This window comes from Bacillus sp. DU-106 (assembly GCF_004799705.1).
Taxonomy (GTDB): Bacteria; Bacillota; Bacilli; order Bacillales; family Bacillaceae_G; genus Bacillus_A; species Bacillus_A cereus.
In genome coordinates this window covers 3,851,142-3,865,642 of sequence record NZ_CP026607.1, presented here as the reverse complement: position 1 = coordinate 3,865,642, position 14,501 = coordinate 3,851,142, and the positions used below count along the sequence as shown (strand labels likewise).

The following is a 14,501-nucleotide window of genomic DNA, read 5'->3' as shown; positions in this document are numbered from 1 at the left end:
AGCGGGGCTTTCTGGCTTATATCTGGAGGGACCTATGCCGTACCGAAAATATAGAGAAAAAAAATACGAAACAAAATATCGTGAAGCATTTAAAGTGTTTCAAGAAAAGATAGGTATTACGTTTACAGATGAAAAATTATTGATTCAAGCATTTACGCATTCATCGTATGTGAATGAGCATCGAAAAAAACCGCATGAAGATAATGAGCGTCTTGAATTTCTTGGAGATGCAGTATTGGAACTGACTGTATCGCAGTATCTGTTTCAAAAATATCCGACAATGAGCGAAGGAGAGTTAACAAAACTACGTGCAGCTATTGTATGTGAGCCATCTCTTGTTCGTTTTGCGAACGAATTGTCATTTGGTAGCCTTGTTTTATTAGGAAAAGGTGAAGAAATGACAGGTGGACGTGAACGACCAGCTTTATTAGCGGATGTCTTTGAAGCGTTTATTGGTGCCCTTTATCTTGATCAAGGGCTAGAAACAGTTTGGGAATTCTTAAAAGAAATTGTATATCCGAAAATTAATGAGGGTGCTTTTTCTCATGTGATGGATTATAAGAGTCAGTTGCAAGAATTGATTCAGCGTGATGGCAGTGGCAATGTTGAGTATCAAATTTTGCAAGAAAAAGGACCAGCTCACAATCGAGAATTTGTGTCACGTGTTACGTTAAATAACGTAGCTTTAGGTCTTGGTAGTGGTAAGTCGAAAAAAGAAGCAGAGCAACAAGCTGCTGCAGAAGCATTGAAAAAATTAAAAGAACAACTATAAGGAATCCCCCTTTGAATGAGGGGGATTCCTTGTGCATAGAATGAAACTTTCTTTTTGTTTATAATGAAAAAGAAGGTAAATCCGTATAATACTTGTTTTTGTATAGAGAACATTTATAACGACGGAGAATAGGAGGAAGGCCTTTCGTGTTTTTAAAAAGATTAGAAATAGCAGGGTTTAAGTCTTTTGCTGAGCGTGTATCTGTTGATTTTGTCCCAGGTGTAACTTCTGTAGTAGGACCTAATGGAAGCGGGAAAAGTAATATTACTGATGCAATTCGCTGGGTACTTGGTGAACAATCTGCAAAATCATTACGTGGTGCAAAGATGGAGGATATTATTTTTGCAGGCAGTGATACGAGGAGAGCGGTTAATGTTGCTGAAGTAACAATAACTTTAAATAATGAAGATCAACGTTTACCAATTGAATACAATGAGGTGTGTGTAACACGTCGTGTATCTCGTTCAGGTGATAGTGATTTTTATATTAATAAACAATCATGTAGATTGAAAGATATTATCGATTTATTTATGGACTCTGGTATGGGAAGAGAAGCTTTTTCAATTATTAGCCAGGGGAAAGTGGAAGAGATTTTAAGTAGTAAGTCAGAAGAGCGTCGAGGTGTATTTGAAGAAGCGGCAGGCGTACTAAAATACAAACTTCGCAAAAAGAAAGCTGAAGGGAAATTAGCAGAAACACAAGAAAACTTAAATCGTGTACAAGATATAATTCATGAATTAAGTAGTCAAGTAGAACCTTTAGAAAGACAAGCTTCTATTGCGAAAGATTATCTTGAGAATAAAGAAGAATTAGAGAAAGTAGAAGCTGCGCTTATTGTCCATGAAATTGAAGAATTGCACGAGAAATGGGAAGCGCTTCGAAATCAGTTTGGGCATAATAAAAACGAAGAAGCTAAAATGTCAACGAATTTACAAAAAAGTGAAGAAGAGCTTGAGGAATTACGAGGACAATTACAAGCGGTAGATGAGTCTGTAGACTCGTTGCAAGAAGTACTTCTTCTTTCTAGTAAAGAGCTAGAAAAACTTGAAGGGCAGCGCGAGTTGTTAAAAGAGAGAAAGCAAAATGCTACGACGCATTGTGCGCAACTTGAGCAGTTAATTGTTGAATTAACAGAGAAAACTAAAAGTTACGATGGTGAGATTGAGTCAAGTACAGAAGCTTTAATGCAATTTGTGAATGAAGTAAAAGAGTTGGAGCAAAAATTGCATGATAATGAGCAACTGCTTGCTACTTTTGCTGACAATTTAGAGGAACAGATTGAGAATTTAAAAGGTGACTATATTGAGCTTTTAAATCAACAAGCTAGTCATCGTAATGAATTATCTATGATTGAAGAACAATCTAAACAGCAAACGTCTAAAAACGAGCGTCTAGATGAAGAGAATGCGAAATATGTAGAAATGCGTATGGAAATTACAGCGAAAAAGACGAAACTTGTAGAAAGTTACGAACAAGCGAAAGAAAAAGTAGCTGGCATTCTCTCAAACATACAGAAGACAGAGGCGGCGCTTGGGAAATGTAAGACGCAGTATAGTGAAAATGAAACAAAACTGTATCAAGCATATCAATTTGTGCAACAGGCACGTTCTCGAAAAGAAATGCTTGAAGAGATGCAAGAAGATTATTCTGGATTCTATCAAGGTGTACGTGAAGTATTGAAAGCTAGAGAAAATAGGTTGCAAGGTATCGAGGGTGCTGTTGCGGAACTGTTAACGGTACCGAAAGAATACGAAGTTGCAATGGAAATTGCTCTAGGTGCAGCGATGCAGCATATTGTTGTACAAACAGAGGAGCATGCTCGTAATGCGATAGCATTTTTAAAGCAAAATAAACATGGACGTGCAACGTTTTTACCGCAAGCTGTTATTAAAAGCAGGTCTTTATCATTTGAGCAATTACGCATTGCAAATCAACACCCATCGTTTGTAGGTGTGGCGGCAGAACTTGTGCAGTACAACAATAAATATGAAAATGTAGTTTCAAATTTATTAGGTACGGTTATTGTTGCGAAAGATTTACGCGGAGCAAATGAGTTGGCGAAACAACTGCAATACCGTTATCGCATTGTAACAATCGAAGGTGATGTAGTGAATCCTGGCGGTTCTATGACTGGTGGGGCGGTAAAGCAAGCGAAATCTTCTTTATTAGGACGCCAACGTGAACTGGAAGAGTGGACTCGCAAGTTAACTGATATGGAAGAAAAAACAATGAAGTTAGAAAACTTTGTTAAAGCAGTAAAACAAGAGATTCAAGAAAAAGAAGTGAAAATACGCGAACTAAGGCAAACTGTAGAAGTAGATCGTGTAGATGAGCAGAAATTAAGAGAAGAGATTAATCGTCTAGAATTAGAAGAACATCGTATTAATGATCGATTGTCTATTTATGATTTAGAGATTGAAGGGTTTTTACAAGATCGAGTAAAAATGCAAGGGCGTAAAGAGGAGTTAGAAGGGATTTTAACGAATCTTCAAGCTGATATCACTAAGTTAGATAGTAAAATTGTAGCTTTAACAAAACAAAAAAGTGAGCAACATTCTTCGAAAGAAAAAGTTCAAAAAGAAATGACGGAGTTAAAAGTGCTGGTAGCTGAAAAGCAACAACGCTTATTTAATCAAAAAGAAAAAGTTGAACGATTGACGAAGGAAAAAGAAGAAACGGATGCGACACTTGTAAAAACGAAAGAGGATTTAGCGTTCTTAAAACAAGAAATGACATCTAATTCAAGTGGTGAAGAGCAAATTACGAATATGATTGAGAAGAAAGCATATGATCGTAATCAAACTTCAGAATTAATTCGCTCTCGTCGTGAACAACGTGTATCGTTGCAAGAGAGGGTAGAACATTTAGAGCGCAATTTGAAAGAAACGACAGGTAAACATAAATATATTCTTGAAATGTTGAAAGATCAAGAAGTGAGAATAAATCGACTTGATGTAGAGTTGGAAAATAGATTACAACATTTACGTGAAACATATACGATTTCATTTGAAGCGGCAAAACTAAAATATACAATGACAATGCCTGCAGAAGATGCGCGTAAGAAAGTAAAATTAATCAAATTATCTATAGAAGAGTTAGGTACAGTGAACCTAGGGGCAATTGATGAATATGAACGTGTAGCGGAGCGTCATACATTCTTACTAGAGCAGAGAGACGACCTAGAAGAAGCGAAAGCGACATTGCACCAGCTTATTACCGAAATGGATGAAGAAATGAAAAAACGCTTTTCTACTACGTTTGAAGGCATTAGAATGGAGTTTCAATCGGTATTCTCTGAATTATTTGGAGGCGGTAGAGCGGATTTAGTAATGACTAATCCAGAGGATTTACTAAATACGGGTATTGATATTGTAGCACAACCGCCAGGGAAGAAACTGCAGAACTTAGGTTTACTTTCAGGTGGAGAGCGTGCTTTAACAGCAATTGCGCTTTTATTTGGTATTTTAAAAGTACGCCCAGTACCATTCTGTGTACTAGATGAGGTAGAGGCAGCCCTTGATGAGGCGAATGTAGCTCGTTTTGCACAGTATTTAAAGAAATTCAGTAATGAGACGCAGTTTATTGTAATTACACATAGAAAAGGTACAATGGAAGAGTCTGATGTGTTGTACGGTGTAACAATGCAAGAATCAGGGGTATCTAAACTTGTTTCGGTTCGTTTAGACGCCGGAGAAGAACTTATTGCAAGTGAATAGGAAGGATGGGAAAGTATGAGTTTTTTTAAAAAACTAAAAGAAAAAATTTCAAAACAAACGGATACAGTTACAGAGAAATTTAAACAAGGATTAGAAAAAACGAGAAATTCATTTGCGGATAAAGTGAATGATTTAGTTTATCGTTACCGTAAAGTGGACGAAGATTTTTTCGAAGAGTTAGAAGAGATCTTAATCGGTGCAGACGTTGGCGTTGCGACGGTAATGGAATTAATTGACCAATTGAAAGAAGAAGTACAACGTCGTAACATTCAAGATCCAAAAGAAGTACAAGCTGTTATTTCAGAAAAACTAGTAGGAATTTACAAAGGCGACAGCGATTTTAGTAACGAAATTAATATGCAAGAGGACCAATTAACGGTTGTTTTATTTGTTGGTGTTAATGGTGTAGGAAAAACGACGACAATTGGTAAACTGGCGCATAAGTTTAAATCAGAAGGTAAGTCAGTCCTATTAGCGGCAGGAGACACATTCCGTGCTGGAGCGATTGAACAATTAGAAGTATGGGGCGATCGCGTTGGTGTAGAAGTGATTAAACAAGGATCTGGATCTGATCCAGCGGCGGTTATGTATGACGCTGTACAAGCTGCGAAAGCACGTAAGGTAGATGTATTACTATGTGACACAGCAGGACGCTTGCAAAATAAAGTAAATTTAATGAAAGAATTAGAGAAGGTGAAGCGTGTAATTGAGCGTGAAGTACCAGGTGCTCCTCATGAAGTATTACTTGTTATTGATGCAACAACAGGACAAAACGGTTTAAGCCAAGCGAAAACATTCCGTGAAGCAACGAATGTAACTGGTATTGTTTTAACGAAGTTAGATGGAACTGCTAAAGGTGGTATTGTATTAGCGATTCGTAACGAAATGGATGTACCAGTGAAGTTTGTTGGATTAGGAGAGCGAATGGATGACTTGCAACAGTTTGATCCAGAACAATATGTGTATGGTTTATTTGCGAACTTAGTAGAAACAGAAGAAGTATAAGTGAAAGGAGCGGTATTTCCGCTTCTTTTTCTATAAAAAATATATGATGTTAAGAAAAAAACTTGACACTCTTTTGGACTACATGTAAACTAATTCATGTAAAGGGAAATCACTTAACAAAGGATGATCCAACATGCTCGAAAAAACAACGAGAATGAACTATTTATTTGATTTTTATCAATCGTTGTTAACGCAAAAACAAAGAAGTTATATGTCGCTTTATTATCTAGATGATTTATCTCTTGGTGAAATTGCGGAAGAATTTGATGTAAGTCGCCAAGCCGTGTATGATAACATTAAACGGACTGAAGCGATGCTTGAAGAATATGAAGAAAAATTAGTATTACTTCAAAAGTTTCAAGAGCGACAGCGACTTGTTGCAAAGCTAAAACAGCTAATCAGCGAAGAAGAGCATGTAAATGAAGAAATGAAACAAGTTGTTGAAGCTATCGAAAAATTAGATTAGGAGGGCGGCAATATGGCATTTGAAGGATTAGCCGACCGACTTCAACAGACAATGCAAAAAATCCGCGGCAAAGGAAAAGTTTCTGAAGCCGATGTGAAAGAAATGATGAGAGAAGTTCGTCTAGCTCTTTTAGAAGCAGATGTTAACTTTAAAGTAGTAAAAGATTTTGTGAAGCGTGTGTCTGAACGTGCTGTCGGACAAGATGTAATGAAAAGTTTGACACCTGGACAACAAGTAATTAAAGTTGTACAGGAAGAACTTACAGAACTTATGGGCGGAGAGCAAAGCAAAATTGCTGTTGCTAATAAGCCACCGACTGTTATTATGATGGTTGGTCTGCAAGGTGCGGGTAAAACAACGACGACAGGTAAGCTTGCGAATTTGCTTCGTAAAAAGCATAACCGTAAACCGATGCTTGTTGCAGCGGATATTTACCGTCCAGCAGCGATTAAACAGCTTGAAACATTAGGGAAGCAATTGGACATGCCTGTATTCTCTTTAGGAGATCAAGTAAGTCCTGTTGAAATTGCGAAACAAGCGATTGCAAAAGCAAAAGAAGATCATCACGATTATGTTTTAATCGATACAGCGGGTCGCCTGCATATTGATGAAGAACTAATGGATGAATTAGCGAAAGTTAAAGAAGTTGCGAAACCGGATGAAATTTTCCTTGTTGTCGATGCGATGACGGGACAAGACGCGGTAAATGTTGCGCAAAGTTTCCATGAACAGTTAGGTTTAACAGGTGTTGTATTAACGAAATTAGATGGTGATACGCGCGGTGGTGCTGCATTATCTATTAAGGCTGTAACAAACACGCCGATTAAATTTGCTGGTATGGGTGAAAAACTAGATGCAATTGAAGCGTTCCATCCAGAGCGTATGGCATCCCGTATTTTAGGGATGGGCGATGTCTTAACATTGATTGAAAAAGCGCAAGCTACAGTTGATGAAGAGAAAGCGAAAGAACTTGAGCAAAAAATGCGTACGCTTTCGTTTACGCTTGACGATTTCCTAGAACAACTTGGACAAGTGCGTCAACTTGGGCCGCTTGATGAATTGTTAGGAATGCTTCCTGGTGCAAATAAAATTAAAGGGCTGAAAAATGCACAAGTTGATGAAAAACAAATTGGGCATATTGAGGCAATTATTCGTTCTATGACTAAATTAGAACGAGAACAACCGGAAATAATCAATGCTAGTCGCAAAAAGCGCATTGCCAAAGGTAGCGGTACAACTGTACAAGAAATCAATCGTCTAATTAAACAATTCGATGACATGAAAAAAATGATGAAGACGATGACGGGAATGCAAAAAGGTAAGAAAAAAGGACTAGGTGGATTGAAGTTTCCATTCATGTAAGGAAAAAAAGATGGCTCTGTTAAGAAAAAATACTTTACAAAGCAATAGTCTTTTTGCTAATATAATTATCTGTGTGAAATAAATTCGGAGGTGCTTTATAAATGGCAGTTAAAATTCGTTTAAAACGTATGGGAGCTAAAAAAACTCCTTTCTATCGTGTAGTTGTTGCAGATTCTCGTTCTCCTCGTGACGGACGTTTCATTGAGGAAATCGGAACTTACAATCCAGTTGCTCAACCAGCTGAAGTTAAGATCAACGAAGAAGCAGCATTAAAATGGTTAGGAAATGGTGCTAAACCATCTGATACAGTTCGTAACTTATTCTCTAACCAAGGTATCATGGAGAAATTCCACTTATCTAAACAAGGTAAGTAATTGAGGCAATGACTATGAAGAAGTTAGTCGAGACGATTGTCAAGCCTCTTGTCGATTATCCTGAAGATGTAAAAGTTACACAGGAACTTTGCAACGGAGAGATAAAGTATCGATTAACTGTACATCCTGAGGATGTTGGAAAAGTCATTGGAAAGCAAGGGAGAGTTGCGAAAGCGATTCGAATGCTCTTGTATTCAGTGGGACATCATAATGATGAAAAAGTAACACTGGAAATTCAATAAACGTAAAAAAGGGCGAGGAGTTATTCCTCTCCCTTTTTTAACATTTAAATAGAGAGTGCATGTTCCATCTGTGAAATGGAGATGCTTAATTTATATAGAAACCAGGGGTGACATACTATTTATGACAAAATGGTTTAACGTAGGGAAAATTGTAAATACTCATGGCGTAAGAGGAGAAATCCGTGTTATTTCTCGTACTGATTTTCCAGAAGAGCGATATAAAGTAGGAAACACGTTATACATATCGAATGAGAAAGGCACAGACTACCTTCCGGTGAAGGTAACTTCTCATCGCCAACATAAGACATTCGATTTATTAACATTTGAAGGATATAACAATGTAGATGAAGTAGAGAAGTTTAAAGGTTCTTTAATAAAAGTACCAGAAGAGCAGTTAGGTGAACTTGCTGAAGGTGAATACTACTATCATGAAATTATTGGTTGCAGTGTTGTAACGGAAGAAGGAGAAGCGCTAGGGACAATCAAAGAGATTCTATCTCCTGGTGCAAATGATGTTTGGGTAATTAAACGCCCGAAGGGTCAAGATCTCTTAATTCCTTATATCGATGACGTTGTACTTCAAGTTAATATTGAAAATAAATTAGTAACCATTCATGTAATGGAAGGGCTGCTATAATGAAAATTGATATTTTAACGTTGTTCCCAGACATGTTTACCGGTGTATTTGGATCTTCTATATTAAAGAAGGCACAAGAAAAAGAAGCGGTAAACCTTCGTGTTGTTAACTTTCGTGATTATACAACAAGTAAGCATAATAGTGTAGACGATTATCCTTACGGCGGAGGAGCTGGTATGGTGCTTACTCCTCAGCCTATTTTTGATGCTGTAGAAGATTTGACGAAAGAGACAGAGCGTAAGCCTAGAGTTGTCTTAATGTGTCCGCAGGGCGAAAGATTTACGCAGAAGAAAGCGGAAGAGCTTGCAGGGGAAGAACATTTGATCTTCGTATGTGGGCATTATGAAGGGTATGACGAACGAATTCGTGAGCATCTCGTAACGGATGAGATTTCTATTGGTGACTATGTATTAACGGGCGGAGAATTAGCCTCTATGGTTATTACTGATAGTGTTGTACGTCTCTTGCCAGGTGTGCTAGGAAATCATGCTTCACAAGTAGAGGATTCGTTTAGTACAGGTTTATTAGAGCATCCTCATTATACACGTCCGGCTGATTTTCGTGGTATGAAGGTACCGGATGTATTAATGTCAGGGAATCATAAAAACATTGATGAATGGCGACATAAGGAATCTTTGCGTCGAACGTATACGCGTAGACCGGATTTGTTAGATGAGAGAGAGTTATCTAAACAAGAGAAAAAATGGCTTGAGGAAATAAAGCGAGAGCAGTAATAACTTCATATATTTGCTATTGCAACAGGCCTAGTAATATGCTATTATAACATTTGTGCTACTGAAATCAGTAGCCGTATTAACGATGTTCCGCTGTAATTTATTAAGACTTTATAAGAGCATCTGTTTAAAGGAGAGAATTTAATATGCAACAATTAATCGCAGAAATTACAAAAGGCCAATTAAAAACTGACCTTCCTTCATTCCGTCCTGGTGACACTTTACGTGTACACGTAAAAGTTGTTGAGGGAACTCGTGAAAGAATTCAGCTTTTCGAAGGTGTTGTAATTAAACGTCGTGGTGGCGGAATCAGTGAAACATTCACAGTTCGTAAGATTTCTTACGGTGTAGGTGTTGAGCGTACATTCCCAGTTCACACGCCAAGAATCGCGAAAATCGAAGTACTTCGCCGTGGTAAAGTACGTCGTGCTAAGTTATACTACTTACGTAACCTTCGCGGTAAAAAAGCACGTATTAAAGAAATTCGATAAGACATGTATGGGAGCTTGTAAATGCACAAGCTCCCTTTTTCCAATCTATATGAAATTTTGGTATAATACGAGCAGTTTACATAACCGTGGAGGGGAAATGCATGAAAAAAGAGAAGAGTTCACTTTGGGAATGGATTAAGGCAATTTTGATTGCTGTTGTATTAGCTGGTGTTATTAGACAGTTTTTCTTTGCGCCAATTCTCGTAGACGGGGTATCGATGGCACCTACTTTACATGATCGTGATCGAATGATTGTGAATAAAATTGGTTATCACATTGGAGATCCAAAACGCTTTGATATTATCGTATTTCGAGCAACAGAAGATAAAGATTACATTAAGCGCATTATAGGCCTGCCAGGCGATGAAATAGAGTATCGTAATGATAAACTGTATGTTAACGGAAAGGCTTATGAGGAGCCGTATTTAGACAAGCAGAAAAAGCAAATTGCTGACGGACCGCTTACATATGATTTTAATCTTGAAGAAATGACAGGCAAGAAAACCGTTCCAAAAGATCAATTATTTGTTTTAGGTGATAATCGTCGTTTTAGTAAAGATAGCCGTTCAATCGGTACGATTTCAATGGATCAAGTAATTGGTAAAGCTAATATGTTATATTGGCCGTTAGAAGACGCACGTATTGTGAAATAAATGAAAAAGAAGGTGGCAACATGGTAATTCAATGGTTTCCAGGGCATATGGCGAAGGCTAGACGCCAAGTAACGGAGAAATTAAAATTAATTGATGTTGTAATTGAACTTGTAGATGCTCGATTACCATTATCATCTCGAAACCCAATGATTGATGAAATCATTACACATAAGCCAAGGCTTGTTGTTTTAAATAAAGCGGATATGGCGGATGATCGTTTAACAAAACAATGGATCGCATATTTTAAAGAAAAAGGCCATATGGCAATTTCGATTAACGCGCAAGCTGGACAAGGTATGAAGGAAATTGCAGCAGCTTGTAAAGTGCTTGTTAAAGAAAAATTTGATAAAATGGTTGCAAAAGGTATTAGACCGAGAGCGATTCGTGCATTAATTGTAGGCATACCAAATGTTGGTAAATCTACATTGATTAATAAATTGGCAAAGAAAAATATTGCTAAAACAGGAGATCGTCCAGGTGTGACAACAGCTCAACAATGGATTAAAGTTGGGAAGGAAATGGAATTGTTAGATACACCAGGTATTCTGTGGCCTAAATTTGAAGATCAATTAGTGGGTCTTCGTTTAGCGACAACGGGTGCAATTAAAGATTCAATTTTAAATTTACAAGATGTAGCTGTTTACGCATTACGTTTTATGGAGAAACATTATCCAGAACGCTTGAAAGAACGCTATAATTTAAATGAGATTCCAGAAGATATTGTGGAATTATTCGATGCAATTGGAAAAAATAGAGGATGCTTAATGGGCGGCGGAATGATTGATTATGATAAGACATCTGAGCTTGTGCTTCGTGAGCTTCGTGGTGGCAAACTTGGAAAAATGACGTTTGAAACACCGGAAGAGTTTGGAGAGCAAGTGGAAGATGTGGAAAAAATAGAAGAAGTATAAGACGTGCGTTTGTGCGTCTTTTCTTTTTGGATATGTTTAAAAAGGAGCTTGTATAAATGCAAACTATGACGATAAAAGAAGCGGAAAATGTATTGAAAGAAATTATGAATGAAGAAGATGATCGCTTTCAGCTGTTAATGAAAGATGATCGAAAAGGTGTTCAAAAGCTCGTTTTGAAGTGGTATAAACAAAAAGAGTTAGAACAGAAAGAAAAAGAGAAGTTTTTTGAAATGTCCAAGTATGAAAATGCTTTGCGTGAAAAAGGGGTCACATATATCGCGGGTATTGATGAAGTAGGGCGCGGGCCATTGGCTGGGCCTGTTGTGACGGCAGCTGTCGTTCTTCCTGAGGATTTTTATATTCCAGGGTTAAATGACTCGAAAAAGTTGAGTGAAGCGAAACGTGAGCGTTTTTATGATGAAATAAAAGTACAAGCAATTGCAATTGGAGTAGGAATTGTATCACCGCAAGTTATTGATGACATTAATATTTACCAAGCAACGAAACAAGCGATGTTAGATGCAGTTGCAAATTTATCTTGTACACCTCAACATTTATTAATTGATGCGATGAAGCTTCCTACACCAATTCCGCAAACATCAATTATTAAAGGTGATGCGAAAAGTGTTTCGATTTCAGCAGCATCCATTATAGCAAAAGTAACGAGAGATCGTATGATGAAAGAACTGGGAGAGAAGTATCCTGAATATGGATTTGAGCAACATATGGGATATGGCACAAAGCAACATTTAGAGGCAATTGAAGTGCATGGAGTACTAGATGAACACCGCAAGTCATTCGCACCAATTAAAGATATGATTCAAAAATAAGCTGTAAATATACAGCTTATTTTTTTATTTTGGCATATAAACATTACTATTTTTGAAAAAGAATAAAGCGATTTCAGTTTTCTGACACTTTATTGTAGACAGCGTGCCAATCATCTTATACAATGGCAATGTAATGTTTTTTAAACATTAAAAAACTTTTCGAGTAAAACAGGAAAACAGGGGAGGATGGGACCATGAATATCCATGAGTACCAAGGTAAGGCAGTCCTTAGAAGCTATGGGGTTAGCGTTCCGAACGGGAAGGTTGCGTTTACAGTAGAAGAAGCTGTAGAAGCAGCGAAAGAATTAGGAACAGATGTATGTGTAGTGAAAGCACAAATTCACGCTGGTGGACGCGGCAAAGCTGGCGGAGTAAAAGTTGCGAAAAATTTAGATGAAGTTCGTACATATGCAGAAAGCATTTTAGGAACTACACTTGTGACACATCAAACAGGTCCTGAAGGTAAGGAAGTAAAACGCTTACTTATCGAAGAAGGTTGCGATATTAAAAAAGAATATTATGTAGGTCTAGTTTTAGATCGTGCAACTTCTCAAGTTGTTTTAATGGCGTCTGAAGAAGGCGGAACAGAAATTGAAGAAGTAGCAGAAAAAACACCTGAAAAAATCTTTAAAGAATATATTGATCCAGCAGTAGGCTTGCAAGGTTTCCAAGCGCGCCGAATTGCATTTAACATCAATATTCCAAAAGAGCTTGTAGGACAAGCTGTGAAGTTTATGATGGGCTTATATCGTGCGTTTATCGAAAAAGATTGCTCTATCGCTGAGATTAACCCACTTGTTACAACAGGCGAAGGTAAAGTTATGGCATTAGATGCAAAATTAAACTTTGATTCTAATGCGTTATATCGCCATAAAGACATTTTAGAGCTTCGTGATCTTGATGAAGAGGATTCAAAAGAAATTGAAGCTTCAAAATACGACTTAAACTACATTCCTTTAGATGGAAATATCGGTTGTATGGTTAATGGTGCAGGTTTAGCGATGGCTACAATGGATATCATTAAACATTACCACGGTGACCCAGCTAACTTCTTAGATGTTGGTGGCGGTGCAACTGCAGAAAAAGTTACAGAAGCATTCAAAATTATCCTTTCTGACAAAAATGTAAAAGGTATCTTCGTTAACATTTTTGGTGGCATTATGAAGTGTGATGTTATTGCAGAAGGTGTTATTGAAGCAACGAAACAAGTAGGTCTTGAGTTACCTTTAGTTGTACGTCTTGAAGGCACAAACGTAGAACTAGGTAAGAAAATTTTAAATGAGTCTGGCTTAAATATTGTTGCAGCAGAATCTATGGCAGACGGTGCACAAAAAATTGTTTCACTAGTGGGCTAATAGAAAGCGGGGGAGAAAAATGAGCGTATTAGTTAATAAAGATACAAAAGTTATTGTTCAAGGTATTACAGGTTCTCAAGGTTTATTCCATACAAAACAAATGATTGAATACGGTACGAAAATTGTCGGTGGTGTAACACCAGGTAAGGGCGGCACTGATATTGAAGGTGTACCAGTATTTGATACAGTAGAAGATGCAGTGAAAGCAACAGGCGCAAACGCTTCAGTTGTATACGTTCCACCCGCTTTTGCGGCAGATGCAATTATGGAAGCTGTTGATGCAGAAATTGATTTAGTAGTATGTATTACTGAAGGGATTCCTGTATTAGATATGGTAAACGTAAAGAGATATATGGCGGGTAAACATACACGTTTACTTGGACCAAACTGCCCAGGTGTAATCACACCAGATGAATGTAAGATTGGTATTATGCCAGGATATATTCATAAAAAAGGTCATGTTGGTATCGTATCTCGCTCTGGTACATTAACTTATGAAGCTGTACATCAGTTAACACAAGAAGGTATTGGCCAATCTACTGCTGTAGGTATCGGCGGAGACCCTGTTAACGGTACAGACTTTATTGATGCGTTAAAAGCATTTAATGAAGATGAAGAAACACATGCTGTAATTATGATTGGTGAAATCGGCGGTACAGCAGAAGAAGAGGCAGCTGAATGGGTAAAAGCTAATATGACAAAACCTGTCGTAGGCTTCATTGGTGGTCAAACAGCGCCTGCTGGCAAACGTATGGGCCATGCTGGTGCAATCATTTCTGGCGGTAAAGGAACTGCTGCTGAAAAGATTAAAACAATGGAAGCTTGTGGCATTAAAGTAGCTGAAACTCCAGCAGTTATGGGAGAAACGCTAATCTCTGTTTTAAAAGAAAAAGGTTTATTTGAGACTTGTAAAAACTATTAATCTGTTGAAAGACACCTTCTTACTTGAGGGT

The 14,501-nt window shown here is 37.6% G+C and carries 15 protein-coding genes; all 15 read left to right on the top strand.

The window, feature by feature from the left end; all coding sequences use genetic code 11:
• Positions 1-34: 34 nt before the first annotated feature.
• The 15 genes from rncS (at position 35) to sucD (ending at position 14,470) form a co-directional block, all read left to right on the top strand.
• Positions 35-772 carry a ribonuclease III gene (rncS, locus tag C3Y97_RS19445; RefSeq protein ID WP_001146875.1) on the top strand — a complete coding sequence of 246 codons (738 nt, stop codon included), beginning with the start codon at positions 35-37 and terminating at the stop codon, positions 770-772.
• A gap of 146 nt (positions 773-918) precedes the next feature.
• Positions 919-4,488, top strand: coding sequence for a chromosome segregation protein SMC (smc, locus tag C3Y97_RS19440; protein ID WP_000478978.1), 3,570 nt, complete (start codon positions 919-921; stop codon positions 4,486-4,488).
• Positions 4,489-4,503: 15 nt separating this feature from the next.
• Positions 4,504-5,493 carry a signal recognition particle-docking protein FtsY gene (ftsY, locus tag C3Y97_RS19435; RefSeq protein ID WP_071741403.1) on the top strand — a complete coding sequence of 330 codons (990 nt, stop codon included), beginning with the start codon at positions 4,504-4,506 and terminating at the stop codon, positions 5,491-5,493.
• A gap of 133 nt (positions 5,494-5,626) precedes the next feature.
• The gene (locus C3Y97_RS19430; RefSeq protein ID WP_000891062.1) at positions 5,627-5,959 is read left to right on the top strand and encodes a putative DNA-binding protein; all 333 of its coding nucleotides are present in this window, start codon (positions 5,627-5,629) and stop codon (positions 5,957-5,959) included.
• Between the two features lie 12 nt (positions 5,960-5,971).
• Positions 5,972-7,321 carry a signal recognition particle protein gene (gene ffh / locus C3Y97_RS19425; protein WP_000863460.1) on the top strand — a complete coding sequence of 450 codons (1,350 nt, stop codon included), beginning with the start codon at positions 5,972-5,974 and terminating at the stop codon, positions 7,319-7,321.
• A gap of 101 nt (positions 7,322-7,422) precedes the next feature.
• Entirely contained in the window at positions 7,423-7,695 is a 273-nt protein-coding gene (gene rpsP / locus C3Y97_RS19420; RefSeq protein ID WP_000268750.1) for a 30S ribosomal protein S16, read from the top strand.
• Between the two features lie 14 nt (positions 7,696-7,709).
• The gene (locus C3Y97_RS19415) at positions 7,710-7,937 is read left to right on the top strand and encodes a KH domain-containing protein (RefSeq protein WP_000737401.1); all 228 of its coding nucleotides are present in this window, start codon (positions 7,710-7,712) and stop codon (positions 7,935-7,937) included.
• Between the two features lie 121 nt (positions 7,938-8,058).
• Entirely contained in the window at positions 8,059-8,574 is a 516-nt protein-coding gene (gene rimM, locus C3Y97_RS19410; protein WP_000170278.1) for a ribosome maturation factor RimM, read from the top strand.
• On the top strand, positions 8,574-9,308 hold the full coding sequence (trmD, locus tag C3Y97_RS19405) for a tRNA (guanosine(37)-N1)-methyltransferase TrmD (RefSeq protein WP_000686903.1): 735 nt from the start codon (positions 8,574-8,576) through the stop codon (positions 9,306-9,308). The genes rimM and trmD overlap by 1 nt, the downstream gene beginning before the upstream one ends.
• Positions 9,309-9,454: 146 nt before the next feature.
• A complete protein-coding gene (gene rplS / locus C3Y97_RS19400) occupies positions 9,455-9,799 on the top strand; it encodes a 50S ribosomal protein L19 (RefSeq protein WP_001186516.1) in 345 nt (114 codons plus the stop codon).
• Positions 9,800-9,900: 101 nt separating this feature from the next.
• A complete protein-coding gene (gene lepB, locus C3Y97_RS19395) occupies positions 9,901-10,452 on the top strand; it encodes a signal peptidase I (RefSeq protein WP_000711853.1) in 552 nt (183 codons plus the stop codon).
• Between the two features lie 20 nt (positions 10,453-10,472).
• Positions 10,473-11,363, top strand: coding sequence for a ribosome biogenesis GTPase YlqF (ylqF, locus tag C3Y97_RS19390; RefSeq protein ID WP_000236704.1), 891 nt, complete (start codon positions 10,473-10,475; stop codon positions 11,361-11,363).
• A 56-nt stretch (positions 11,364-11,419) separates the two neighbouring features.
• Positions 11,420-12,193: a ribonuclease HII gene (locus C3Y97_RS19385; protein ID WP_001194265.1), complete on the top strand. Its 774-nt coding sequence runs from the start codon at positions 11,420-11,422 to the stop codon at positions 12,191-12,193.
• 194 nt (positions 12,194-12,387) lie between these two features.
• A complete protein-coding gene (sucC, locus tag C3Y97_RS19380; RefSeq protein ID WP_001020791.1) occupies positions 12,388-13,548 on the top strand; it encodes an ADP-forming succinate--CoA ligase subunit beta in 1,161 nt (386 codons plus the stop codon).
• A 19-nt stretch (positions 13,549-13,567) separates the two neighbouring features.
• Positions 13,568-14,470: a succinate--CoA ligase subunit alpha gene (gene sucD / locus C3Y97_RS19375; protein WP_000115178.1), complete on the top strand. Its 903-nt coding sequence runs from the start codon at positions 13,568-13,570 to the stop codon at positions 14,468-14,470.
• Positions 14,471-14,501 lie beyond the last annotated feature (31 nt).